At 38.4% G+C, this 25,535-nt stretch carries 24 protein-coding genes and 1 pseudogene; 13 read left to right on the top strand and 12 right to left on the bottom strand.

Annotated elements, in window-relative coordinates:
- Positions 1-109: 109 nt before the first annotated feature.
- The 5 genes from parC to ABFY81_RS18000 form a co-directional block, all read right to left on the bottom strand.
- The gene (parC, locus tag ABFY81_RS18020; protein ID WP_049066816.1) at positions 110-2,329 is read right to left on the bottom strand and encodes a DNA topoisomerase IV subunit A; all 2,220 of its coding nucleotides are present in this window, start codon (positions 2,327-2,329) and stop codon (positions 110-112) included.
- A 152-nt stretch (positions 2,330-2,481) separates the two neighbouring features.
- A complete protein-coding gene (locus ABFY81_RS18015) occupies positions 2,482-3,801 on the bottom strand; it encodes an MFS transporter (protein ID WP_347914329.1) in 1,320 nt (439 codons plus the stop codon).
- A gap of 82 nt (positions 3,802-3,883) precedes the next feature.
- On the bottom strand, positions 3,884-4,528 hold the full coding sequence (locus ABFY81_RS18010; protein ID WP_004699296.1) for a trimeric intracellular cation channel family protein: 645 nt from the start codon (positions 4,526-4,528) through the stop codon (positions 3,884-3,886).
- Positions 4,529-4,573: 45 nt separating this feature from the next.
- The gene (locus ABFY81_RS18005) at positions 4,574-5,041 is read right to left on the bottom strand and encodes a YchJ family protein (RefSeq protein ID WP_347914328.1); all 468 of its coding nucleotides are present in this window, start codon (positions 5,039-5,041) and stop codon (positions 4,574-4,576) included.
- Between the two features lie 221 nt (positions 5,042-5,262).
- Positions 5,263-6,855, bottom strand: a complete 1,593-nt coding sequence (locus ABFY81_RS18000) for a TerC family protein (protein ID WP_039254279.1) — start codon at positions 6,853-6,855, stop codon at positions 5,263-5,265.
- A 326-nt stretch (positions 6,856-7,181) separates the two neighbouring features.
- On the opposite strand from ABFY81_RS18000, the gene ABFY81_RS17995 reads away from it, so the two are divergent.
- From ABFY81_RS17995 to dinB, 4 genes are all read left to right on the top strand, one after another.
- On the top strand, positions 7,182-7,805 hold the full coding sequence (locus tag ABFY81_RS17995; RefSeq protein WP_068932707.1) for a TIGR00730 family Rossman fold protein: 624 nt from the start codon (positions 7,182-7,184) through the stop codon (positions 7,803-7,805).
- A 168-nt stretch (positions 7,806-7,973) separates the two neighbouring features.
- Entirely contained in the window at positions 7,974-9,365 is a 1,392-nt protein-coding gene (gene mdtD, locus ABFY81_RS17990; protein ID WP_347914327.1) for a multidrug transporter subunit MdtD, read from the top strand.
- A gap of 77 nt (positions 9,366-9,442) precedes the next feature.
- Entirely contained in the window at positions 9,443-10,201 is a 759-nt protein-coding gene (locus tag ABFY81_RS17985) for a GH25 family lysozyme (RefSeq protein WP_347914326.1), read from the top strand.
- Between the two features lies 1 nt (position 10,202).
- Positions 10,203-11,258 (top strand): DNA polymerase IV, encoded by a 1,056-nt coding sequence (gene dinB / locus ABFY81_RS17980; RefSeq protein WP_019456983.1) that lies wholly within the window; start codon positions 10,203-10,205, stop codon positions 11,256-11,258.
- A gap of 58 nt (positions 11,259-11,316) precedes the next feature.
- Here the strand turns inward: dinB and ABFY81_RS17975 are convergent.
- Positions 11,317-11,379 (bottom strand): annotated as a pseudogene (locus ABFY81_RS17975) (hypothetical protein); the annotation flags it as partial.
- Between the two features lie 176 nt (positions 11,380-11,555).
- Here ABFY81_RS17975 and creB point away from each other — a divergent pair.
- The 5 genes from creB to ABFY81_RS17950 all read left to right on the top strand — a co-directional run bounded on the left by creB (position 11,556) and on the right by ABFY81_RS17950 (position 15,915).
- Positions 11,556-12,278, top strand: coding sequence for a two-component system response regulator CreB (gene creB / locus ABFY81_RS17970; protein ID WP_134263485.1), 723 nt, complete (start codon positions 11,556-11,558; stop codon positions 12,276-12,278).
- Between the two features lie 3 nt (positions 12,279-12,281).
- The gene (gene creC, locus ABFY81_RS17965) at positions 12,282-13,748 is read left to right on the top strand and encodes a two-component system sensor histidine kinase CreC (protein ID WP_134263486.1); all 1,467 of its coding nucleotides are present in this window, start codon (positions 12,282-12,284) and stop codon (positions 13,746-13,748) included.
- A 75-nt stretch (positions 13,749-13,823) separates the two neighbouring features.
- Positions 13,824-15,224, top strand: a complete 1,401-nt coding sequence (gene creD / locus ABFY81_RS17960) for a cell envelope integrity protein CreD (protein WP_134263487.1) — start codon at positions 13,824-13,826, stop codon at positions 15,222-15,224.
- 58 nt (positions 15,225-15,282) lie between these two features.
- Complete coding sequence (locus ABFY81_RS17955) at positions 15,283-15,486, top strand: hypothetical protein (protein WP_077165265.1); 204 nt, start codon at positions 15,283-15,285, stop codon at positions 15,484-15,486.
- Between the two features lie 75 nt (positions 15,487-15,561).
- A complete protein-coding gene (locus ABFY81_RS17950) occupies positions 15,562-15,915 on the top strand; it encodes a RidA family protein (protein ID WP_077165266.1) in 354 nt (117 codons plus the stop codon).
- A gap of 146 nt (positions 15,916-16,061) precedes the next feature.
- Here ABFY81_RS17950 and ABFY81_RS17945 read toward each other — a convergent pair whose 3' ends face one another.
- The 4 genes from ABFY81_RS17945 to ABFY81_RS17930 all read right to left on the bottom strand — a co-directional run bounded on the left by ABFY81_RS17945 (position 16,062) and on the right by ABFY81_RS17930 (position 21,283).
- Positions 16,062-16,562 carry a DUF2726 domain-containing protein gene (locus tag ABFY81_RS17945; protein ID WP_004699315.1) on the bottom strand — a complete coding sequence of 167 codons (501 nt, stop codon included), beginning with the start codon at positions 16,560-16,562 and terminating at the stop codon, positions 16,062-16,064.
- Positions 16,563-16,877: 315 nt separating this feature from the next.
- A complete protein-coding gene (locus tag ABFY81_RS17940; protein ID WP_068932715.1) occupies positions 16,878-19,256 on the bottom strand; it encodes a YgiQ family radical SAM protein in 2,379 nt (792 codons plus the stop codon).
- A gap of 216 nt (positions 19,257-19,472) precedes the next feature.
- Positions 19,473-20,732 carry an esterase-like activity of phytase family protein gene (locus ABFY81_RS17935; RefSeq protein ID WP_347914325.1) on the bottom strand — a complete coding sequence of 420 codons (1,260 nt, stop codon included), beginning with the start codon at positions 20,730-20,732 and terminating at the stop codon, positions 19,473-19,475.
- Between the two features lie 146 nt (positions 20,733-20,878).
- Entirely contained in the window at positions 20,879-21,283 is a 405-nt protein-coding gene (locus ABFY81_RS17930) for a helix-turn-helix domain-containing protein (protein ID WP_347914323.1), read from the bottom strand.
- 81 nt (positions 21,284-21,364) lie between these two features.
- Here ABFY81_RS17930 and ABFY81_RS17925 point away from each other — a divergent pair, with 81 nt between their 5' ends.
- From ABFY81_RS17925 to ABFY81_RS17910, 4 genes are all read left to right on the top strand, one after another.
- Positions 21,365-21,850, top strand: coding sequence for a DUF2938 domain-containing protein (locus ABFY81_RS17925; RefSeq protein ID WP_347914322.1), 486 nt, complete (start codon positions 21,365-21,367; stop codon positions 21,848-21,850).
- Positions 21,851-21,868: 18 nt separating this feature from the next.
- Entirely contained in the window at positions 21,869-22,435 is a 567-nt protein-coding gene (locus tag ABFY81_RS17920) for a flavodoxin family protein (protein ID WP_347914321.1), read from the top strand.
- A gap of 4 nt (positions 22,436-22,439) precedes the next feature.
- Entirely contained in the window at positions 22,440-22,664 is a 225-nt protein-coding gene (locus tag ABFY81_RS17915; protein ID WP_151741292.1) for a DUF2798 domain-containing protein, read from the top strand.
- Positions 22,665-22,944: 280 nt separating this feature from the next.
- Entirely contained in the window at positions 22,945-23,553 is a 609-nt protein-coding gene (locus ABFY81_RS17910; RefSeq protein ID WP_347914320.1) for a transglycosylase SLT domain-containing protein, read from the top strand.
- Positions 23,554-23,629: 76 nt separating this feature from the next.
- On the opposite strand, the gene cysK is transcribed toward ABFY81_RS17910, so the two are convergent.
- Both cysK and ABFY81_RS17900 read right to left on the bottom strand, forming a co-directional pair.
- Complete coding sequence (cysK, locus tag ABFY81_RS17905; RefSeq protein WP_347914319.1) at positions 23,630-24,628, bottom strand: cysteine synthase A; 999 nt, start codon at positions 24,626-24,628, stop codon at positions 23,630-23,632.
- Between the two features lie 149 nt (positions 24,629-24,777).
- Positions 24,778-25,320: a GNAT family N-acetyltransferase gene (locus ABFY81_RS17900; protein ID WP_347914318.1), complete on the bottom strand. Its 543-nt coding sequence runs from the start codon at positions 25,318-25,320 to the stop codon at positions 24,778-24,780.
- Positions 25,321-25,535: the final 215 nt, after the last annotated feature.

The raw sequence follows: 25,535 nt of genomic DNA, 5'->3' as shown, positions 1-25,535 counted from the left end.
ACGTACTCCAAATTGCTGCCCTTTTAATCATTATTCAATACCAACAAGTTCAGTTCATTGCTTGAACTTGTTGCCATATATAGCGTATTTATGTTGCCAGACGCTAGCTTTATCTCTGAATCAACAGTTTATTTGCTTTTTGATATCCACGTGGTAAGAGCTGACCTTTCGAAGCACGTTTACCCATGTATTTTTGTAGATCATCACCTTTTAATTTCAGATGTTGTTGACCTGCAACCACCTGAATTATTTCATCTAGGTTCAAGGTTGTCATGGATAAAATCTGCTCTTTCGCTTCAAGTTGTATCAACTTATTACCTTTACCTTTATTTAAATTTGGTAATTCTGCCAAATCTAAAATTAACAAACGTCCTGCTGAGCTAAGCACAGCCAAATGTGTCATGTTTTGTGCAGAGATAAGCGGTAAAGCTTTTGCCTTATCAGGCACTGTTAAAAATGTCTTACCAGCTTTGGCATTTGTATCTAACTGTTTAACTTGAGTTTTAAAACCATAACCCGCTGAACTTGCAGCAATTAGTTCAGATTCATCATCATCTAAATAAGCCTGAATAAACGCTACCCCACTTGCTGGAGATAGTTTCGAACTTAATGGATCACCTAAGCCTCTGGCTGAAGGTAAGCTACTAATTGGTAAGGCATAACTACGCCCTGTTTCATCAAGGAAGTAAACTCGTTGATTGGTTTTACCTACAGCATGGCTTAAATATTGATCCCCTGCACGGTAATTTAGGTTTTCAGCATCAACATCTGCGCCTTTTGCTGCACGAACCCAACCCGCTTCTGATAAAACGACTGTTACTGCTTCAGCTGGCATTAAATCTTGTTCTTTAATTTGAACAGCTTCAGCACGCGCAACAATTGGAGAACGGCGTTCGTCACCAAACTTTTTCGCGTCTTCTTTTAGTTCGCCAATAATCAGATTTTTCAAAGATTCAGGATTTTCCAATTGTTCACGAATAATGGCAGCTTTTTCAGCAAGCTCATCTTGTTCGTGACGGATTTCCATCTCTTCAAGTTTTGCCAAATGGCGTAATTTCAGCTCTAAAATCGCTTCTGCTTGTATTTCATCAATATTGAAATGTTCCATCAATACTGGCTTAGGCTGATCTTCTTCACGAATAATACGAATAACAGTATCAATATCAAGATAAGCAATTAACAAACCCGCCAAAATATGTAGGCGCTTTTCAATACGATTTAAATGATATTGCAAACGGCGAGTTACCGTTTTTTTACGGATTTCGATCCATTCAAGCAAGATACGGCGAATCGATTTAACTTGAGGACGACCATCTTCACCAATCATGTTCAAATTGACACGATAGCTTGACTCTAAATCGGTGGTCGCAAATAAATGGCTCATCACTGCTTCCGCATCAATACGGTTAGAACGCAGCACAATCACCAGTCGTGTTGGGTTCTCATGATCAGACTCATCACGTATGTCCACCACCAATGGTAGCTTTTTAGCCTGCATCTGATCGGCAATTTGAGTAATCACTTTAGAGCCAGATACTTGATACGGTAACTCGGTAATCACGATTTCATGCTTTTCAACGGTATAAACCGCACGCATGCGATAACTACCACGACCAGTTGTCTGGATTTTGAGCAACTCTTCTGGCGGAGTAATAATTTCAGCTTTGGTTGGTAAGTCTGGAGCCGGAATATATTCAGCTAATTTCTCATCTGAAGTTTGTGGGTTACGAATTAAGGCAATCGTTCCTTTAATCACTTCACGTAAATTATGCGGTGGAATATCGGTTGCCATACCAACAGCAATACCAGTTGTACCATTGAGTAGAATATTCGGAATACGCGCTGGCAACGTAATGGGTTCTTTTAATGAACCATCAAAGTTATCTTGCCATTCAGTTGTGCCCTGACCTAACTCATTTAACAACAACTCACTGTAAGCCGAAAGTTTGGCTTCTGTATAACGCATTGCAGCAAATGACTTAGGATCATCTGGTGCTCCCCAGTTACCTTGACCTTCAATTAAGGGATAACGATAACTAAAAGGCTGAGCCATTAATACCATGGCTTCATAACAAGCCGAGTCACCATGTGGATGGTATTTACCAAGTACATCACCCACTGTACGCGCTGATTTTTTAGGCTTACCACTATTTTTTAAGCCTAGTTCGCTCATCGCATAGACAATACGGCGCTGTACAGGCTTTAAGCCATCACTGATATGCGGCAATGCACGGTCCATAATGACGTACATGGCATAATTCAAGTAAGCCTGTTCAGTAAATTCGGCTACAGAGCGGTTTTCTGTCGCATGATGCGCAAGGCTGGTCATAGTCAGCTTATCTTCCAAATCAGTCGTTATTTTAAGTGTGTATTATGCTAAGTGGGCTATGTTACAGACACAAGAGGGACTCTGTCACCTGAGCGTCAAATTATGTCTTATCTCTCTATATTTTTAGTTACTTGCTATAAAGTTAGGCAAAACTATAGCCCGATCGACTCTAGTCTTTTACCTTGAGTCTCTTCACCTAATATCAAAATAACCAATGCCACAGCAAGTAAAACAACAGTAAACATCATAAAAACGTGATTAAACCCGTTTTTAGCAACCATCATATGAGTCACGACCATTGGCGCTACAATGCCACCAATACGCCCCATTGCCGATGCCCAACCCGAACCAAAAGCACGAATATTGGCCGGATATTGTTCTGGCGTATAGGTATATAACACTCCCCATGCACCCAAATTAAAGAATGACATGAGACAACCCCAAAACATAATGCTATTTACGCTGTCGGCTTGTCCAAAGAAATATGCAGATAAGGCACAAAAACCGATAAATGCCGCGAGTGTAATTTTTCGACCTAAGCGTTCAACAAACCAAGCAGCAGCTAAGTAGCCCGGTAGCTGCGCCAAAATCATAAGCAATACATATTCAAATGATTTAACAACATCGTAGCCTTGTTTCACCAATAGACTTGGTAACCAAGTAAAGATCCCGTAATAGGAATAAACAATTCCAAACCAGATCAGCCAGAGCATTAAACTTCTACGAGCAAATTGACCACTCCAGAGCTGTTTAAATGAAACTTTTTGTCGCATCGCCACAGGTACGACTTCAATATGGTGAACTATTTGCACGCATGCTTCGGCTTCTAGTTTTTGTACCAGTGCATGCGCCTCTTCAATACGACCACGGTTAATCAGGTAAGGTATCGACTCAGGGACTTTTTTCCAAATCACTAAAATATAAAGAAGTGGTAGGCCGCCCATAAGAAAAGCAATATACCAGCCAAATTTAGGAATAATAAAATAAGAAATGAGCGCTGCAACCAGCCAACCTAGTCCCCAAAAACTTTCAAGCAGAACAATAAATCGGCCACGAACATGAGCAGGAACATATTCACTGACCAGTGTGACTGCTACAGGTAACTGACCACCTAGTCCAAGCCCCACAATAAACCGAAAAATTAATAGCCACTTTAGATCAGGAGCAAAAGCACATAAAGCTGTAGCAATACTATAAATGGCCATCGTAATCGCAAATACCGTTTTACGGCCAAAACGATCTGCTAAGGCACCAGAACAAACTGCACCGATAGCCATGCCCACAAAGCCGATACTGACAATCCAACCGCTTTCAGCCGGTGTTAATGACCAGTCTTTAACAAGGGTTGTCATAATAAAAGCAATAATGCCGGTATCCATCGCATCAAACATCCATCCCAACCCTACTACCCATAAAAGCGTGTAGTGAAATTTGCCGATTGGGAGATTTTGTATACGTGAAACCAGATCCATAGGATTAACTCTACTGGAAAGATTAAGTGAGCAAGACCATATATAGAATTGTTATATCATGCCCACATCAAGTTCTGAATGATTAATGTTCGTCGGTAGAAGAAGCCGACTCTGCATCATCATCTTTATAAATAAATTTAGGCATTTCCAAACCAAAATAAATGGCAATCAAACGTAAGGTAAAGCCGAAAATTAGGGTCGAAATAACAGTTAACTCTAGACTTAATCCTATATCCTGACAGACCCAATAACAGATCACTGCCACAAAAGAAATACTCGCGTAGAGTTCACGGCGGAAAACAAATGGCACATCGTTACATAAAATATCACGTAAAATACCACCCGAAACCCCAGTCAAAACACCTGCTACGGCTGAAACGACAAAACCATGCCCCATTTGTAAGGCAATCTGACAACCAATAATGGTAAAGCCAATCAAACCTAAAGCATCAAGTACCAAGAAAATGTTATGTAAATGGCGCATCCATTTAGCAATAATGATGGTAACAAAGGCAGCGCAACACGTTAAAACTAAATATTCAGGATGCTTCACCCACGTTAAAGGATAGTGCCCAAGTAGTACATCACGTACAGAACCACCACCCAAAGCTGTTACACAGGCAATCAGTACAACACCGAACCAGTCCATACTCCGTCGCCCAGCAGACAATGCTCCAGTCATAGCTTCGGCAGTAATCGCAATAATATAAATAACGGTGAGTAACATTGCCCTTTCCTTCAGGCCAAACGGTGGGCGTATTTTAAGATAAACTTATAGGAATTGTGCACAGCATTGTTTAAATTTTTTTCCTGAACCGCAGATACAAGGCTGTTTCATAGTGACTTGCATATCGACCGTTGGATCAAGGAAAAACCATTGCTGCTGTTGATACACAAAATGTGAAACTTCATGGTGGATTTGAGCACTTTTTCCATCATGATAATGAGCCTTGAACTCCACCTGTGCATGAGTCTTATCCAACTTTTCTTTGGCTTGGATGACGTCCAAACTCAACCATTGATTTTGTTTGCTCCAGTCACGGATTGCCTCTTTATCAAGCGCAGCTTGCTGTCCTAATGCTGTGGTTTGAACAATATAATCAATTTGTTGTAATGCAAAAGCACTATAGCGGGAACGCATAAGCTGCTCCGCTGTCAGGGCTTTTGCTGTACCTAAATGTAAAGGCTCACAACATTCTGCATAACTGCCCTTTCCGCATGGACAAATTTGTTCTGTCATTAAGTTTCTCAGAAAAAAGATTTACCAAATTTTGGCTAGATGGACGGCGACATGGATGTCGCCTGTTGGTCAGGGGTTACAGGAATGTACCCTCTGACCAACAAAGATTTTTGTTACTTTTCATCTTTGAAAAGTAAGGAGGTTTGCCTAATCAAACTTAATCGAGTCTAAATCACCTTATGAGGCTGTATGGCAAAATAACTCTTTAATTGTATTAAAAATTAATCTTTTGATTCATCTTGCTCGATAGAAACAATATGAACTTTCTCGATCTTGTGACCTTCCATAGTTACAACTTCAAAGCGATAACCATCCGCTTCCACAGTTTCACCATTTTCAGGTAAACGACCTAAATGGAATAACAAATAACCCGACAAAGTAGAATATTGTTCACTTTCATCTACCAAGTCACGACCAAGTAAAAGAGATACGTGGCGAATATCGGTTGAACCTTCAAGTATTAAAGAACCATCTTCTAAGCTTTCAGCTGCTGCATCTAGTTCGTCTTCATCAGGGAACTCACCTGCAATAGCTTCTAAAATATCAATTGGTGTCGCAATACCTTCAATTGAACCATATTCATTTAGAACAATGGCCATTTGTAAAGGAGCCTGACGTAATTGCTCCATCACCATAAGCACTTGAGCATTTTCATGCACAATAACTGGTTCACGTAAGTGCTTTTGGAAATCGACAACACCCGTTTCAATAAAGTTATTTAAAACTTTATGCGTAAGCGCGATACCTTCAATATTATCAAGTTCACCACGAGCAACAATTAAACGTGAATGTGTCATCGACATTAAACGTTCTTTCAAAACTTCCGGTTCGTCGTCTAAATCAATCCATTCAAGTTCAGGTCGTGGAGTCATCACCGACTTTACTGGACGTTCAGATAACCCAAGTACACCTTGTACAAGCACACTGTGGTAAACACCGTTTTCTTCGTCAAAAACTTCATCGGCAAAAGCTTGTGTAGCTAATACATCTTCGTTATCAGCCGTTTGAGCATCGGAAGTAGAACTGCTATTTTTACTGCCTAACATGCGTAAAACTGCAGATGCTGTGCGATAACGTAAATCTGTAGTAGTGACTAGCTTTTCTTGATTGCGGCGCATGGTTTGGTTGATCATTTCGACTAAAATCGAGAAACCAATCGCAGCATATAAGTAACCCTTCGGAATATGGAAACCAAAACCTTCCACCACCAAAGAGAAACCAATCATCATTAAGAAGCCAAGACACAGAATAACGACTGTTGGGTGCTTATTTACAAAGTCCATGAGTGGTCTCGAAGCCCACAACATGATACCCACAGCAATCACAACAGCAACCATCATCACTGACAGCTCTTTGACCATACCCACCGCAGTAATTACGCTGTCTAATGAGAATACGGCATCAAGCACAACAATCTGGACAATAACCATCCAGAACGCGGCATGGACTGGATTATCTTCTTTATGAAGCTGTTTACCTTCCATTCGCTCATGCAATTCCATGGTGCCTTTAAATAACAAAAACACACCACCGAATAATAAAATCAAATCACGACCAGAGAATGGATGATCAAAAATATGGAAAAGCGGTTGGGTGAGTGTCACAACCCAAGCAATTGAAGCCAAGAGGACAAGACGCATTCCCAAAGCGAGTATTAAACCCACTATACGTGCCTTAGTACGTTGTTCTGGCGGTAATTTTTCAGCCAAAATAGCAATAAAGACGAGGTTATCGATCCCTAGTACGATTTCAAGAACAATTAATGTAGCTAAGCCTACCCAAGCAGACGGATCAGACATCCATTCAAAGATCATTGATCCTGCTCCTGTGCTGGGTGAATTTTATCTTTATTGGGCAACGCAACAGGCGTACCTAGACAAAGGGGGAATAATGTTTTTTTAGGACAAGAAATTAAAACGGAGCGACTACAACCACTACCCATATTTGTTCATATGTTGTTAAACGAATTTTCAGTATAGGCAAGATTTAACATAAATTCATCATTTTTATTTGATCATTATATGTATTCACCAAACCCATACAAAACATGGGTCTTTCCTATAAAACTGCTTATAAAGTTGTCATATTTTTTGCTTAGTGTAGACAAGAAATATGAACGTGATAAGGTGAAAATAAAGCAATGAATAGCGTATTAACAATGGCAGTAAACGATTCACCAATAACATCTGTAAAAACAACACAACCTCTTATTGCATTATATTGTGGCTCACGAGCAGGAAATAAGTCGATTTATCGAGAAAAGGCAATTGAATTAGCCAGCGGAATAGCGGAACAAGGTTTTGGTTTAGTCTACGGCGGTGCCAGCATTGGTTTAATGGGCCAAGTTGCAGAAAGTGTGCTTGCACATGGTGGAGAAGCTGTAGGTGTCATTCCTGAATTTATGCTTGATTATGAAGTCGCACATGCAGGACTAACCGAATTGCATGTGGTCGAAACCATGCATGAGCGTAAAGCCATGATGGCAGAGCGTGCAAGTGCATTCATTGCATTACCTGGTGGTTTAGGAACATTCGAAGAAATTTTGGAAATTGCGACTTGGGGCCAACTCAATCAGCACCAAAAACCCATGATTTTATATAACGTAAATGGTTTTTATAATCCATTAATTGCCCAGCTAGATCATGCGGTTCAAGAAGGTTTTCTTCCCCTTCAACACCGAGCAAAATTAATTGTATGTGAAGAAATCGATCAAATTTACAACGTCATCCGAAACTTAAAAATGCCAAAAAGATTTGTTGTGTAAACTCTCCTCTCCCAATAAAAAAGCGGTTCTTCCGCTTTTTTTGTTTTCACTATTTTCACCGTTGCCTTCAAGAGCAATTAGATTTAGTAAAGGGGTACTCAACATTGTCTTACTTTTTTTACTTTCAATTTGTTTTAAACTAGACCAAAACGTTAACTTTCAAATGTTATGAATGCCACGCCGACTCACCAAGCCTTGCAACCTGAATATCGCTTACTCGTACTTTTGGTGTCTATTGGCTTTTTTATGCAGGCATTAGATACCACAATTGTAAATACTGCTATTCCTGCAATGGCACACCATTTAAATGAAGACCCATTACGTATGCATAGCGTGGTGGTGGCTTATGTTTTGTCGGTTGCTGCCTGCATTCCTTTAAGTGGATGGTTAGCCGATCGGTTTGGCGTTAGAAATACATTTTTATCAGCAATTATTATTTTTACTTTAGCTTCTTTGGGGTGTGGGCTGTCTCAAAATCTGAATGAACTTTTATTTTTCCGTGTCATTCAGGGTGTGGGAGGAGCACTATTACTTCCAGTTGGTCGTTTATCACTGTTAAAAATTATTCCCCGAACCCAATTTCTAGCTGCTATGAGCCTCATGAGTCTGGCGGGTTTACTTGGCCCTCTCGCAGGCCCAACATTAGGGGGCTGGTTAGTTGAAGTGGCAACTTGGCACTGGATTTTTCTTATTAATATTCCAATGGGTGTACTCGGTATATTAATGACATTAAAGGTCATGCCAAATGTAAAAGAACCTACGGTTAAAACCTTTGATCTTATGGGGTTTGTGCTCTTGGTGATTGCAATGATTGGCTGGTCTTTAGGTATTGAACATCTTGCCTCTCCTGAATATTCCAAATGGTTCAGTATTTCTTTATTAATAGTTGGAATAATTGCAACGCTTTGGTATGCCTATCATTCCCATACTCATCAAAATGCATTATTCCGTAGTCGATTATTTAAAAATAAAATTTTCGCAATTGGGATTTTAGGTAATTTCTTCGCTCGCTTTGGTGGTAACGCTTTACCTTTCGTCATACCACTCATGTTGCAAGTGGCTTTTGGGTTTGAACCATTTATTGCAGGTTTAATGATGATTCCACTAGTGCTAGGTTCACTTTTTTCTAAGCCGATTGTTAGACCTATTATTCAGAAAATGGGTTATCGCCGCTTTCTATTAATTAACACCACATTAGTGGGACTATGTATTGCGTCTTTTGCGATTATGACGGTCGACACGCCTACTTGGTTTAGGACCCTACACTTTTTCTTGTTTGGTACATTAAACTCATTACAATTTGTTGGAATGAATACGCTGACTTTAAAAGACTTGCCTCAACAAGATGCAAGTAGTGGGAATAGTTTCCTATCAATGATTATGATGCTTTCTATGAGTATCGGTGTTGCATTGGCAGGTACACTCATTAATGTATTTACCAATTACTATGGTACAGCCCATGTGACAACAGCGTTTCATGTCACTCTGGTCTGTTTAGGCTGTATTAACGTCATTACTGCGCTTATATTTTGGCAAATTCCAAAAAATACACCTGTGTAAGCAGTTGCATTTTTAGCATGGTTTCTCGCTCGTAAATCACGGTATCATGTGAGCTTCATCTTGATACTGAGTTTTGCATGACCAAGCTGGCAAAAACCTTTTCTGCACCACGCTACAACACCATAATCGGTATTGTTTTAGCTTGTGTCATGGGGGTTCTCACTTACTTCGGTCTGTTCTATCAACAAAAAGCAATTGCTCAAGATTATCCAGTTCAAGGCTTTGATATTTCTCATCATCAAGAAGAGATTAACTGGAAAAAAATATCACCCCAAAAATTCCAGTTCGTCTATTTAAAAGCGACTGAAGGTGGTGATTATAAAGATCCAAAATTTCAAGAAAACTGGTTAAAAGCACGCGAACATGGATTTCATGTAGGGGCTTATCATTTTTATCGTCTATGTCGTGATGGCAAAACACAAGCTGAAAATTTTATTGCAACCGTACCCAACAAAGCTGATGCCCTTCCTCCTGTTATCGATCTGGAATATGACGGCAACTGTATTAATGCGCACACCAAAGAACAATTACTTAAAGAAATAGGCATTATGCATGACCGCTTAAAACAGCATTATGGCAAACAACCTATCTTTTATATCTCCAAAACTTTTTACCATATTGTGTTAATAGGAAATTTCCCTAATACGCCGCTTTGGGTTAGAGATTATGAAGGAAAACCTGAACTGAAAGACAAAAGAAAATGGCTCTTTTGGCAGCATAGTAATCAAGGTAAAATTGAAGGTATGAAAAAGCCAGTAGACTTAAATGTTTATGAGGGTTCAGTCAAAGAGTGGCATCAATTTTTACAGCAACAAGGCGTCGTGAAAGCACAATAATATGCGCAAAATCATTCATATCGATATGGATGCCTTTTATGCATCGGTCGAATTGCGAGAGCGTCCTGATCTAAAGCATCTTCCTGTCGTTATCTCTTCACATCATCCGCGCGCTGTAATTGCGGCAGCTTCTTATCCTGCCCGTGAATTCGGTTTACGCTCTGCCATGTCTATGAGCCAAGCAAGAAAACTATGCCCTCAAGTTGTTATTATCGAACCTAATTTTGAAAAATATCGTACAGTCTCGGCTCAAATCCATTCAATCTTTCAGCAGTATACTCTTCTGATTGAACCTTTATCGCTTGATGAAGCATATTTAGATGTCACTGAGAATTTAAAACAAATCGCGAGTGCAACCGAAGTGGCTATGCATATTCGGGAAGATATTTTTAGACTAACAGGACTGACTGCCTCGGCTGGTGTAGCACCAAATAAATTTTTGGCAAAAGTCGCGTCTGACTGGAATAAACCGAATGGTTTATGTGTAATAAAACCATCTCAAGTTGCTACTTTTATTCAAGACCTTCCGCTAAAAAAGATTCCTGGCGTGGGCAAAGTTACCCAAGAAAAACTCCAACAGCTTGAATTGCACACACTAGGCGACTTGCAAAAAATTGAAGAAGCGGTTTTAGTTCATCACTTTGGGAAATATGGGCAACAGCTTTATTTATACGCCCAAGGTATTGATAACCGCCCTGTTCAAGCTGAACGTGCTCGTCAACAAATTTCGAAAGAAACTACATTTGATAGTGATTTAACCCTAACTCAGTGCCAACCTTATTGGCATGGCTTAGCCGAAAAAGTCTGGCAAAGTTTAGAGAAAAAACAACTCCATGCGCGTGGTGTAAATATTAAACTCAAACTTAAAAATTTTCAGACTTTACAACACAGTAAAAGTTTTAAAACTCCAATCCATTCTCAACAAGATTTGATTCAAGTTTTATTCTTACTTTTAAATGAAATGCATATTCCCGAAAATTTTCAATTTCGTCTTATTGGGATTGGTGTTTATCAGTTACAGACCAAAGCTGACGACTTCCAACTTTCATTATTATAATTGATGTTTTTTTATTCAAAAGAACAAGTTTTAGACAAAAACAGTTACCTTTTGATCAAAAATTACAGTAATCTAATTAGCGCATATTCATTACCCATGTATTTGCAACATGCCAAAGCAACCTTTACTTTAGGCATATCGTCCTGTGATTGGCGTGACGACCAAATCCGAATATTACAGGGCACAAATGTGCCCTCTGTCTTATAAAAAATTATAAAAATTAATATAATGGCTTTTCTCTACAGCATCTTCCGTTAAACTAACTCAATAAAATTAGAATATATTAATTAGTTAATCATGATGAGTCCAAAACAAATTCTATGTATTGAAGATGAAGCGGCTATTGTCCTTCCTCTACGTTATGCACTTGAACGTGAAGGCTGGAGAGTCAGTTGGGCAAATACGGGGACTCAAGCATTACAATATCTTTCAGAACAAGTTTTTGATTTTATTATTTTGGATGTAGGTTTACCTGATCTCAATGGTTTCGAAGTCTGCAAACAACTACGCCAAAAATCTCAAACACCTTTATTATTTCTTACTGCACGAGATGATGAAATTGACCGAGTTGTCGGTCTAGAAATTGGCGCAGATGATTATTGTACAAAACCTTTTAGTGCGCGGGAAATTGTGGCTAGAATTAAAGCCATTTGGCGTAGAATGGAAGTGCCTATAGCAAGTAATTCAAATCAAAATCCAGTCTCTCAGGCGGAAATAATTACTTCCTCCTCGATATGGTCGTGCAATCCACAATCTCTGCAAATCCAATACCATGGAAAATTACTACAACTGACACGTTATGAATATCGATTGTTATTTTTACTAATTCAGCATCCTGAACAAGTCTTTAGCCGTCAACAATTAATGGATCATATTTGGGAACATCCTGAACATAGTTTAGAACGCACAGTCGATACGCATATCAAAAGTTTAAGGCAAAAACTAAAACAAATTACCCAAAATGATGATCCCATTCGGACTCATCGAGGATTTGGATATAGTCTAGTGAAGTTGGATTAATCAATGTCCATCTTCATCCGTATTTGGTTTTTCTTTAGCTTAGTGGTGGTACTGAGTCTGAGTTTTATTGCCTATACGTTGAATCAACAGGTCAAACCAAATGTCCGTCAAGTAGTTGAAGATACGCTTGCTGAAAATGCCAATATTATTGCCCAACTGATTGCCGAAGATGTAGCGCAAAAACAAGTTAGTACGCCCGAATTTGATCAAAAAATTCAAGCAGCATTATCTCGCCAACTGAATGCCACAATTTGGCAGCATAAAAAAGATGAAATTAATCAACAACTTTATATAACAGATCAGCATGGCATAGTAATCTATGACTCAGAAGGTCAAGCCATTGGACAAGATTATTCAAAATGGAATGATGTTTATTTAACCCTACAAGGTAAGTACGGTGCACGTTCTACTTCAACTACTCCTTATGACCGAAACAGCAGTGTGATGTATATTGCTGCGCCGATTATCTACAATCAGCAATTAATAGGTGTAGTCAGCATTGGTAAACCAAATCAATCCGTGCAACCGTATATCACACGTGCAGAACGTCAACTGATTCATCAAGCATTATGGATCGCTACACTGAGTTTATTACTCGCAAGCATTGTGGCGTATTGGTTAAGACACAGTATTGATAAAGTGCGTCGTTATGCTCAAGCACTAGCACCTGTCAATCAAGCTCCTTTTTTCTATTCTGCCAAAGAGCTCAACCAAGTAACACAGGCATTAAGTGAAATGCGCGAGCAACTTGAAGATCGTGCTTATGTCGAAAATTATGTCAACACTTTAACCCATGAGTTGAAAAGTCCACTCACGGCGATTCAAGCCAGTGCAGAACTATTACAAGATGATCTGCCCTTAGAAGATCAACAACAATTTGCTATACATATTGTTGAGCAAAGTCACCGCTTACAATCTTTAATTGAACGTATGCTGCTGCTCACACGTTTAGAGAAGAATCAGCATGTTTTAGAGTTTCAAAATATTGATTTATCAAAATTGATTCGAGATTGTTTGATACAACAACACAGTACTTTTCAAATTAAACAAATCCAAATAAAGCTGAATCTCCCTGAAGATTGCACAATTTATGCTGATCCCTTTTGGCTTAAACAAGCCATCAATAATCTCTTAGATAATGCAAGAGACTTTTGTTCTGAGTATGGCCTTATCGCCATCCAACTTCGGAAAAACAGCATCACGAATTGTCTTGAAATTCTGCTATTCAATGAAGGTGAAGCTATTCCTGAATATGCTTTAAATCGTATCTACGAAACCTATTTTTCATTGCCACGTCCGCATAACCAGCAACGAAGTACAGGTATCGGTCTAAGTATTGTGCAGCAAATTATTCAACAGCACCAAGGTCACATCACGATTCAAAATATCCCTGAAAATTATCTGGATTTTTTAGAACAGCACAGATCAGGAGTATTGGTAAAAATTTTACTTCATCAAAACTTCACATAAGCTTCAACTACAACTCATTTAGAACGCATATCCATTCGACAGACTTGTCATATCAGAATGACAATGGAATCCATCATGCGTAGAAACTCTATTAATCTTAAAATAGGAGCGATCTTATTCTTAATTTTAATTTTTTATATTGGCCTCTTTTTTATTTCAAATTTGGTAGATGAACGCCAAAGCTATCAACAACAAGTAATTCAAGACATTGCAAAAGAACAAATTCGCCCACAACAAGTGGTCGCACCATATTTAAAACTACCTTATCAAGTTCAAACCATATGTACCGATGAGCAAAAGAAAACTTACGCATGTATACAAACATTATTTGTCACCATAGGTGCGGAAACAACTGACTGGAAAGCTCAATTTAAAGTTTCTGATAGCACCTACAAACGCAATATGTATAAAGCAATTAGCTATCAAAATCACATGTTAGGTAAAGGTGTATTTAAAGGCACAATGCTTGAATCACAACGCAACTATCTTTGGGATCAAGCTGAAATCATTTTTCCTATTCAAGATGCACGCGGTCTAAATGCTAAACCAATATTTAATATTGATGGAAAAAATTATAAATTTGACTTTTCTACTCAAAGCCAAGGTCAACATGGCTTTGATCTTCTTCATATCACAAGCAAGCAATATCCAGATCTAATCCCAAAATTACAACAAGGTTTTAGTTTTAGTCTGCAATTTGATTTAGAAGGTTTAAGCGAATTTTCCTTTGTTCCAACTAGTTACGAGATGACCTATCAAGCTAAAGGCAATTGGGGGGATGTTAAATACGATGGTCAAAGTTTGCCTTTTAAGAAACTGAATAAAAAACAATTTTTTGAAGCTGACTGGAAAAATATTGCTTTAGGTAAACGCAATCTAGATCGACTTTCGACTTGTGAAAACAGTCAATGCTTTTATCAAGCTTTAAATACTCAAAACAATCCGATAAGTGCTGAAGCTGCCTATGCTGTTTCAAATGCAACTTCAAACAACATTTCAGGTATTTCTACGCAATTTTTAGAACCTGTAAATATTTATACTCAAACGGATCGTGCCATCAAATATGGCATCATGGTGATCATTATTACCTTTGGTTGCTTCTTCTTATTTGAGGTTTTGAAAAATCTTAAAATTCATCCTGTTCAGTACGCTCTGGTAGCTATGGCACAAGGTATATTCTTTGTTTTGCTCCTATCTATAAGTGAATATTATGCTTTTGTACTAGCCTATCTCGCTGCAGCAGTTGCCTGTATTGGTTTAATTACTTGGTATTTATACTTCGTTGTTCAGGGTTTTAAAGCTGCTCTGCTATTTGGTGTTTTACTAAGCATCCTTTATGGAATGATGTATTTACTACTACAATCCAGCGGCAAGACCTTCCTTTTTGGCTCTATTCTTTCGTTCATACTAATTGCATGTGTCATGTACATCACACGCCATGTTAATTGGTATCAGTCCGAACAACAGCGCATCTAAATCTATCGGGCGAGATCAAATCCTCGCTCAATTTTTATAGTAAAATGAGGATTGTACTATGCACCAACAGACCAAATCAGCTTTAAGCCAACTCAAAAAATTGTGTCCAAACCAGAGTTCAATTGCAACTTGCTTGAATCAGCTTCGACAAACCCAAATCCAATTTTTAAATCTAGGTAATATTATTATTTGCCCACAATATCACTCTATTCTTATTTTTAAACAGCGTAAATTAATGGAAATAGAATCTTTTTCTGCCTAATTTAACCAAATTTATACTGCGTTAGAATTGTATCAAGTACAATCATTTCTATTGTTTCTAAATAAGGTAAAGGTTATGTCTGTAAAGCGTTTACACGTGACTTCACGCTACTGTGAAGTTGCGATTTCAGGTAATTTAGTCCATTTAGCAGGCCAACTCGCTGATGACACCAGTGTAGACATTACGGCACAGACTCAACAAACTTTAGACAATATTGATCGCTTACTTGCTGAAGCTGGTACAGACAAAAGTCATATTCTTTCAGTCATGATTTTTCTAAAAGATATTGAAACAGACTATGCAGCCATGAATGCTGTATGGGATGCATGGATTAGCAAAGAAAATCCACCTGCTCGTACTTGTGTGGAGTCTAAACTTTACGCACCTGACGTACTAGTAGAAATGACTGTCGTTGCGGTACTTCCATAGTTCTTATTGGTTTTAATCAATAAAAAAATGAGCAATATTTACAGTAATATTGCTCATTTTTTATAGTTCAAAAAATTCTAATATCAGCATTTTATTCATATCGTCTTTAATAAACCCTAAAATCAAAATTTTATAATGTCTACTTGTTAAGACTTCACAAAAGCATTTGAGATTCGCTCTAACTGCGGCGTGGCATGTAAAGTTGCCATCTCTGATTCAGGGGTCAATAAATCTCTTCTTAAATCATTATAATCAGGTACACTGCTGTAGCGTAGTACACGGTAACCAGCAAGTTGTAATAAACGGCGTTCATACTGCTGATGTGCACGGCGTAAACCATTTTCTTCAAGCATAACCACCACAAAAACTTGGTAATTTTGATCAAGTACCACAAAGTCAGCCGTCATATTTTGATATTTTCGACGGGTGTGAGCATATTTAGTTGTTAATAAAGCATCAAATGAGACATGAGCTAATACAGTAAATTTAGGAAATACCGTTTGTAAACGAGTAAGAGTCATTTGCTCATGACTACTTAATACAGCACGGCGCTTTAAAGCACTGTCTTGTTGGTGTTTTCTTGAGAGGCTTTTCGCCGCCATAATGACAGTCAAAAAGAGTAGTAAGATCGTAATTAAATAGTACATGGGTCTAATCCTTTAAGTTTTTTATAATGATTTTGCTAGATCACGCTTTGTTTTAATTGATAACGACACAGCCGTTTTTTAAAAGGTTCACTTAGTAATTTCACTTGTAGTTATCAAGCTTGGCTTAAATTTAGCCACCCTCAACATTATTTATAATCATAGAGTCAACAACAATCAAGTGCAGCTCGTCAGATTTTGGATATTTATCATTATTCGTTACGTTTTTTGTACTTTAAATCTGCAAAAATCTCACTATACGATTTAAATAACCTCATGAAAAACAAAAAAGGCTCTATTTAAGAGCCTTTTTTATCATTATCCACGTGCTTTTGACTTTGGTTTACTTTTCCCACCAAATGGTCTCTTCTCACCTGTTTCACGAGGAGGCAAACCCGTATGTTGCGTTAGTACCTGACCTTTTTGTGGACGCTTCTGATTTGAATGACTACTCGTTTGCTGGTTATTTCGTTTAACCGAATCCCCTGCCGTAGACGAGTTTTTCTTACGGGCAGATTTATATTCCCCTTCAGTACCTTTTGGCTGATAAGTCGGAATTAAATGCTGCTTTGAATTACCAATCAAATCGGCACGGCCCATTTCTTTTAAGGCTTCACGAAGTAATGGCCAGTTGTTTGGATCATGGTAACGCAAGAATGCTTTATGCAGACGACGGCGTTTCTCACCTTTTACAATATCAACTTTTTCAGTATAACGAGCAACTTTAGCAAGTGGGTTCTTGCCCGAATAATACATGGTGGTTGCAGTTGCCATTGGTGATGGATAGAACGTCTGTACCTGATCGGCACGGAAACCATTCTTTTTCAACCAAATAGCAAGGTGCATCATGTCATAATCTGAAGTACCCGGATGCGCAGCAATAAAGTAAGGAATTAGATACTGCTCTTTTCCTGCTTCTTTACTGAAACGGTCAAACATTTGTTTGAAACGATCATATGTACCAATACCCGGTTTCATCATCTTAGATAACGGGCCTTGCTCGGTATGTTCAGGCGCAATTTTTAAATAACCACCCACGTGGTGTTGCACCAGCTCTTTGACATATTCAGGGTTCAATACTGCAAGGTCATAACGTAAACCTGAACCAATCAGAATCTTCTTCACACCTTTAATTGCACGTGCTTTACGGTAAAGCTGCACTAACGGCGCGTGATCGGTATGTAAGTTTTGACAAACGCCCGGATAAACACAAGAAGGTTTACGACAGTTCTTCTCAATTTCTGGGTCTTTACAGTGCAAACGGTACATGTTTGCTGTTGGGCCACCTAAGTCTGAAATAATGCCGGTGAAGTTTGGTGCCGTATCACGAATTTTTTCAATCTCACGTAAGATCGAATCTTCCGAACGGTTTTGAATAATACGACCTTCATGTTCTGTAATTGAACAGAATGTACAACCACCAAAACAGCCACGCATAATATTGACCGAGAATTTGATCATATCAAATGCAGGGAAGCGCGCATCACCATAAGTAGGATGTGGCAAACGTGCATAAGGTAAATCAAACACATAGTCCATTTCCTCAGTAGTCAGAGGAATGGGAGGTGGATTAATCCACACATCACGCTCACCATGGCGTTGAACCAAAGCACGGGCATTACCAGGGTTGGTTTCAAGGTGCAAAATACGGTTTGCATGTGCGTAAAGCACTTGATCATTTGCCACTTCTTCAAAAGAAGGCAAGCGAATTACTGCCAACTCTCGTGGTGGTAATTTGTGTTTAATTGCTTTTGACGGTGCTGGCTTTAATTGAACAATTTGAGTATCGTCATCGAGTTTGTCGCCTTCACGTACAATCGGATTTGCAACAATCTCTTTTTGGAAATTTTGGTACTGAGCTAAAGAGTTACCCTTTTCTTTTTCAACCTCACAGCCATCAATATCTTCTGTCATGACATATGGATTAATAATTGGGTCAACACGCCCAACTGTATCTACATCATTACTCGCAACTTCAACAAACTTCGCTTTTGATGCTTTGTTGTGTTTATTAATAATAAATGCCGTACCACGAACATCTGTAATCTCGTGGATTTTTTCACCTTTAGCCAAACGATGCATCACATCAATAATGGCACGCTCACCATTACCATACATCAGCAAATCGGCTTTTGAGTCCATCAGAATCGAACGACGGACTTTATCTGACCAATAATCATAGTGTGCAATACGACGTAAACTTCCTTCAATACCACCTAATAACACTGGTACATCTGGGAAAGCTTCACGACAACGCTGGCAATATACTGTTGCAGCACGGTCAGGACGTTTATTTGGCTCATTGTTTGGAGAATATGCATCATCTGAACGGATTTTACGATCTGCCGTATAACGGTTAATCATCGAATCCATATTACCTGCGGTTACACCCCAAGCAATCGTTGGCTTACCTAAAACGCGGAAGCTTTCAACATTGGTCCAGTCTGGCTGTGCAATAATACCAACACGGAAACCTTGTGCTTCAAGTACACGGCCAATCACACCCGAAACAAATGATGGGTGGTCAATATAAGCATCGCCACAGACTAAAATAAAGTCACATGCATCCCAGCCGAGTTGGTCCATTTCTTCTCGTGACATCGGCAAAAATGGCGCTGGTTCAAAACACGACGCCCAATATTTGTCGTAATCAAACAGCGCTTTTGGCGCAGTTTGCATAGTATAAGCGGTAGACATGGCTTGCGAATCTCGGCTAGCAGATGAAGGAGAGACATCTAAAGATGAAAGCCGATCATTTTAACATGAATTTCATTCATTTTCCTTGTTTATAAAACATACGAAAACAATAATATAGAAATTAATTTGATTAAAGTTTATCCAATATTTTTATTCTCAGAATAAATACGACGGAATAAAATCCGCCGTAGTCTTAACATAATTTATTTATAGGTACTAGAACAAAGCTTTTGGTAAACGAATTTGAATAATCTCGTTATCATCAGCCAGTTTTGCGTTGCGTCCTGTTGAACCAGGGAAGTTATTGTCATTTAGTACCGTGAGCGTTGTGCCATTTTCAATAATCACATCTTCAATGGTTTCAAACGGGAAGGCAAAAACTTGTCCCGTACCAATATCCCCTGCTCTAGCTGTTCCATACAACATATTCGGGTTAGCAATTTTAATTAAATCGACTAAATCTTCACGGCTTACTAGCTGACCTGACTCATTCAATTTAATACGGATTAATTTTTTATATCCGCCTAAATTATTCTGAGTCGCATCACGCTCAATAATAATGCCTCCTTTATCATTAAAGAGTTGGAAGTCACCAATATTGGTTGCCTTGCTGTCTAATTGGAACCAATAATATTTCCCTGTATACGCTTTTTTCTTAATGTCGAATTGAGAAATCAGCAACTGTCTTTCCGTTTCCCGAATTGATTTAATTGGCTTTTCTATAAGCGGGTAAAGATACTGCCCATCTGGTGAAATTGCCATTCCTTCAAAACCACCACTTTGCTGAACCAAAGGCTCCACAAAATTAATTTGTGCTTTATTAAACTGATTTTGTGGTGAACGTAATTCTTGGGTCGGATTTAATGGATTTGGTAAAGCGATAGGTGCATCTAGTAACACACCATCGGCTGAAAAATGAAGTAAATAAGGTCCAAACTCATCCCCAATCCAATAAGTGCCATCGCTAGTACGTTGCATTGACTCTGGGTCAAAATCAGCACCCGTTAATAGACGCTCAGGCGTGTTACCATTCACAATATTAAAAGGAATTAACTTGTTTGGATCACGCAATTGAATAAAGCTTTGTACAGTAACCTGCCCTGTACCTTTGGTTTTAGTTTTGAAATCAGGTTTTAATTTATAAATACGAAGCAAAAAGTCTGCTGAATTATCTTGTGTACCAAAGCCATTATCGGCCATTGCCATATAGCTACCATCTTCATTTTTTAATGCAGCCGAAAAACCTTGTACAGGCTGGCCTTTAAATGGAGGATAAATTCCGTTTGCACCTTTTACATATGCACCAGAGTCTGGGCCAGCAGCATAGGTTTCTACAGGCAATTTGGCAAAAGAAATTAAAGTTGGTTCGGTAACGTTTTCTGTAGGTGAGGTTTGTTCTTGGTCGTTGTCATCGTTACATGCCGACAATCCTAAACTGGCGCAGCATAATAATGCGACTAAAGTTTTTTTGCTCATGATTTTATACATTTGGTAAAAAATTAAGCAAATTTAATCAAGCTTATATGAAGTTTTTGCTTCAAAAAGATGAAATCTTTATGGCGAAAATATGACAAACTCAACTGTTCAATACAAACACAAACTAAATGATTTCATCAAAAGAATTAAAGTTTCGTTGGCTGATATTCTCCAGCAATTGCTGCTTTTAAAAAGTTCTGAAAAGTTGTGCATTCCATATGATTTTCAGCAGGACATACAGCAGCATGTTGTAATCCTTGACTAATAAAATGTAATCGCTTTGCCATTTGCTCTAGTTGTTCAGCTTTATCTTTTAGTTTCTGACGATCAAGATCAGGCTCACCATCTTGCCCAAACATTGTAGCGATCTCATTTAAAGAAAAACCCGCAGCACGTCCTAAAGCAATGAGTGCCAGTTGATCAAGCACCTGCTTACCATATTGCCGACGTAAACCTTGCCGCCCAATCGACTTAATTAACCCCTTTTCTTCATAAAAACGTAGTGTAGCCGTTGTGACTTTTGCCTTCTTAGAAACTTCACCAATATCCATAACATCCTCTTGACTTCAAGTGAACTTGAACTTGCACAATAAATTTATCACGTTTCATACGTATAAAAGCAAGGTGTAAAAATGAATACCTCCACATTGTTCTTTCAAGCTTTATGTCTTGGTATTGGTGCAACATTCATTATGGATATATGGCTGTTAATACTAAAAATATTTAAGATTCCGACCTTAAATTTTGCCTTTCTCGGACGCTGGGTAGGCTGGATATTTCAAGGAAAACTCATCCATCAATCTATTGCAAAAAGCCCTCAAATTAAGGGTGAATTTTTTTTAGGTTGGGTTGCTCACTATAGTGTCGGGCTAATCTTTTCATTTAGCTTTCTTTTCATTGTTGGCTCAACTTGGCTTAGTCATCCTCAGTTTTTCTCAGCACTAGTATTTGGTGTAGTCACCGTTCTCATCCCTTTTTTTATTATGCAACCCGCCATAGGTAGTGGTTTTGCTTCATCAAAAACACCTCATCCTTTTTTGAACTGTCTAAAAAGTTTGATGAATCATAGTGTTTTTGGTTGTGGCTTATATCTCACTGCAAAACTATTTCAAATTTAGATAAGAAGGAAACTATCCATGAAAACTGTTGCCATTATTTACTATAGTCACCAAGGGCATACCCAATTTATCGCTCAGCAAATTCAAACTGGCATTTTGAGTCATCAAGATATTGAAGTAGATTTGCTTAATGCTGAAGATCTTATCAACACTCCAGAAATTCTTTTCAAATATGATGGTTTAATTTGGGGATCTCCTACATATTTAGGTGGTGTGTCTTCCAAGTTAAAACAACTCATGGATGCAACGGGTCCATTATGGAAGAAGCAAAACTTTAAAGGAAAACTGGCAGCTGGTTTTACCGTATCTTCCCTTCCCGCTGGTGATAAACAATCGACACTAATTTCAATTTTTACCTTTTGTATGCAACACGGCATGCTCTGGATCGGTAACCCAATTATGCCTGAGCAACACCAAGGTATTCCTTATACTCAAGCAGCCAACCGTCTCGGTTCATGGTCAGGCTTAATGGCTCAGGCTGAACATGGCAGTAATGCCAATAGGTTTGATGAAGGAGATATTAAAACTGCTCAACAATTTGGAGAAAATTTTGCATTGACCTTAAGTGCTTATCAAGGAATATAAAACCATGAAAGCACAGAAACTTTTATTCCTCTTCATTTTATCGGGAATGATGTCTTTTATCGTTTCAGGTGTTTCAACTTTTAAAGTAGTAGGACTAAATCATCACTTCGTTTCATTGTGGGTATCGGCTTGGATTATTGCATGGATATTAGCTTTTCCAAGTGTATTGATTTGTGCTCCTATCGCCCAGAAACTAGTCGACATCGTATTTAAGAAAGTTGATCTGTAAGTTAAAACGTACAAAAATTGCGGTGATTTGCGGATATTCAGCTTTAGTATTATTTCATAATATATGAATCATAGAGAGACAGGATGTCTCATTGAAGAAGAATAAGAACGCAGGAAGCGGTAGTTGACAGGAGTTAGCTACATAAAGCTGAATACGAAGGAGCCTCGACAGGATGTCGGGGTTTTTTCATTTCACTTATACAAAATTCTTACTTTTTAGATGTGCTGAGCAACAGAACTAATATTGATCCGATAAGTACGGCTAAATACGATTATTTCATTTGAAACTTCATGATTGGTTTTGTATTTTGCTTACCTCATCTTTAACCCAAAATCGTTTTGAACCATCACAATTACACATCCTTACTCTCAAATTTTTCATAATTTTCTTGATGATCATAATGACAGGATGTACAAGCTTAGGCCCTAATAGTGGCTCATTTACTTGGCGTTCAAATAAGCTATCATCTGGTTTACAAAAAGCTTATTCCGTTCCACCGAGTACAGCGAATCGATTGTCTCCTATGATTATTCAAAGTGCTGACAAATATAATGTTCCTCCCCTTTTACTCGCGGCAGTCATCAGACAAGAGTCGAACTACAATAGTAATGCCCGTTCTCCAACAGGGGCTGTTGGTTTAACTCAAATTATTCCAAGCTATTGGCAACAAACTTGTGCTGGTAATTTGTATGATGAATCTACAAATATCCAATGTGGTGCTTATATTTTAAATCATTACTATCAAACCGCAGATAGCTGGTTCAAAGCTACAGCCTATTATAATGTTGGGCCAACAGGATATGAGCGAAGCTTCTGGACCCGTCACAAAGCGAAAAAATATGCCCGATCTATTAAGCATCATCAAAAAAATTTAAAAAGTGCTCTATAAAAAAACTTAAAAAGTGCTCTATAAAAAAACTTAAACAAAAGCCCATCAATGGATGGGCTTTTTTATGCGGTTAATTTTATTCGTCAAATAAACCTTCAAATAACACAGAAGATAGATAACGTTCGCCACTATCTGGCAGAATAACAACAATGGTTTTACCAGCATTTTCAGGACGCTCTGCAATTTTAGCAGCGGCTGCCAATGCAGCTCCACTTGAAATACCCACTAAAATACCTTCTTGGGTTGCACAGTTTCTCGCCCATTGAATTGCTTCTTCGCTAGTCACTGGTAAGACTTCATCCACAAGGTCCAAATCAAGATTCTTTGGAATAAAGTTCGCACCAATTCCCTGAATTTTATGCGGTGCAGGTGTAATGTTCTCACCATTTTTAGTTTGAGTAATAATTGGAGACTCAGCAGGTTCAACTGCTACTGAGTACAATGGCTTATTTTGAACCTGTTCAAAATAACGAGAAATACCTGTAATCGTACCGCCAGTACCGACGCCCGCAACTAAAATATCGACTTGCCCACCTGTAGCTTGCCAAATTTCAGGACCAGTTGTGTCTACATGAATTTGTGGATTCGCTGGGTTTTCAAATTGTTGTGGCAAGAAATAAAGATCTGGCTGTTCAGTTGCTAATCGTACAGCCTCATCAACTGCACCTTTCATTCCTTTTGCGGGTTCAGTTAATACCAAATTAGCACCTAAAGCTTTTAGTACTTTTCTGCGCTCAAGGCTCATACTTGCAGGCATAGTTAGAGTAATTGGATAACCTTTTGCCGCAGCAACAAATGCCAATGCAATACCAGTGTTACCACTGGTTGGCTCAACAATGTGCATACCTTCTTTTAATACACCGCGTTTCTCTGCATCTGCAATAAGTGCCGCTCCGATGCGGCATTTCACAGAAAATGCAGGGTTACGGCTTTCCACTTTTGCTAATACGGTTGCGCCCGTTTTAATCAAACGGTTAATACGTACTAAAGGTGTATTACCAATAGCTTCGGCATTATTGGAATATACCGCGATACCTAAATTGTTGGGAATTGGAAATTGCTGGTCAGTAGACATGTTATATCCTTATTAGAGTTGGAATGATTCTGAATCATTATAGGCTTGTCTAATAAACAGGAAAGTAGAAAAAGTTAAGTAATATAAAAAAAGACAACTACACCTAGTTTAGACAGAATAAAAAAAATGAATTTATCAGATCATAAGAACTACCAAACCTCACCCTCTCGCCATTCTGCGCAAATACTATCGTCCTCTGAACGGTGTGATAGTAGATCTTTCATATGGATACTCAAAGGATATAGCATAATTTCATAGTCATCGGTTAGATAAGTAGATGTATCTTGTTTGATGTATAAATCCCCCCACCAAGTAGTCCAACCTAATTTTTTATAAAATGCTTCATCTTCCGGTTGTAATGCAGCAAGTTCATATTCCAAGTCCGTTAATGCTTCAACTAAATATTTTAATAATTGTGATGCAAGCCCCTGACCTCTCATCGTGTAATCAGTGGTCACATACTCTACATAAGCTGTTTTTACATCGGAACTACCATTTATGGTAAAAGCTCTGTCCGTCCATAAAGCATGTGAGACAATTTGATTGTCCAATATACCAACAACATGAATCGCTTTTTGCATGAAAGCATATTGGCTCCATGGATCTTCATCAAAAGCAGAAAAACATAACTCAGCAATCTGATGACGTTGATTTTTATCTAGATCTTGGGCTGCGATAATTTTGAACTGCATAGATGAAAACTCAAGTTTAACTATTTATAGATTAAGCAAATATTGGAATATTATGAAATGTTTTTTTATTACAAGGCAATTTAATTGAATTAAGACACTATATCTCTGAAGCAGGGCAACCGTACAAATGTTCTTTTAGAGATGTTTTTTATCTTTATTTTTTTATCACGCATATAAAGCAACACCCCGGTTTCTTTCGAGACCGGGGTGTTTGG

The sequence above is a fragment of the Acinetobacter sp. WA-87 genome, from assembly GCF_039938935.1.
In the GTDB taxonomy this organism is placed as follows: Bacteria; Pseudomonadota; Gammaproteobacteria; order Pseudomonadales; family Moraxellaceae; genus Acinetobacter; species Acinetobacter seifertii.
Note: the sequence above shows the minus strand (reverse complement) of the source record. Positions and strands in the feature narration are given on the sequence as shown.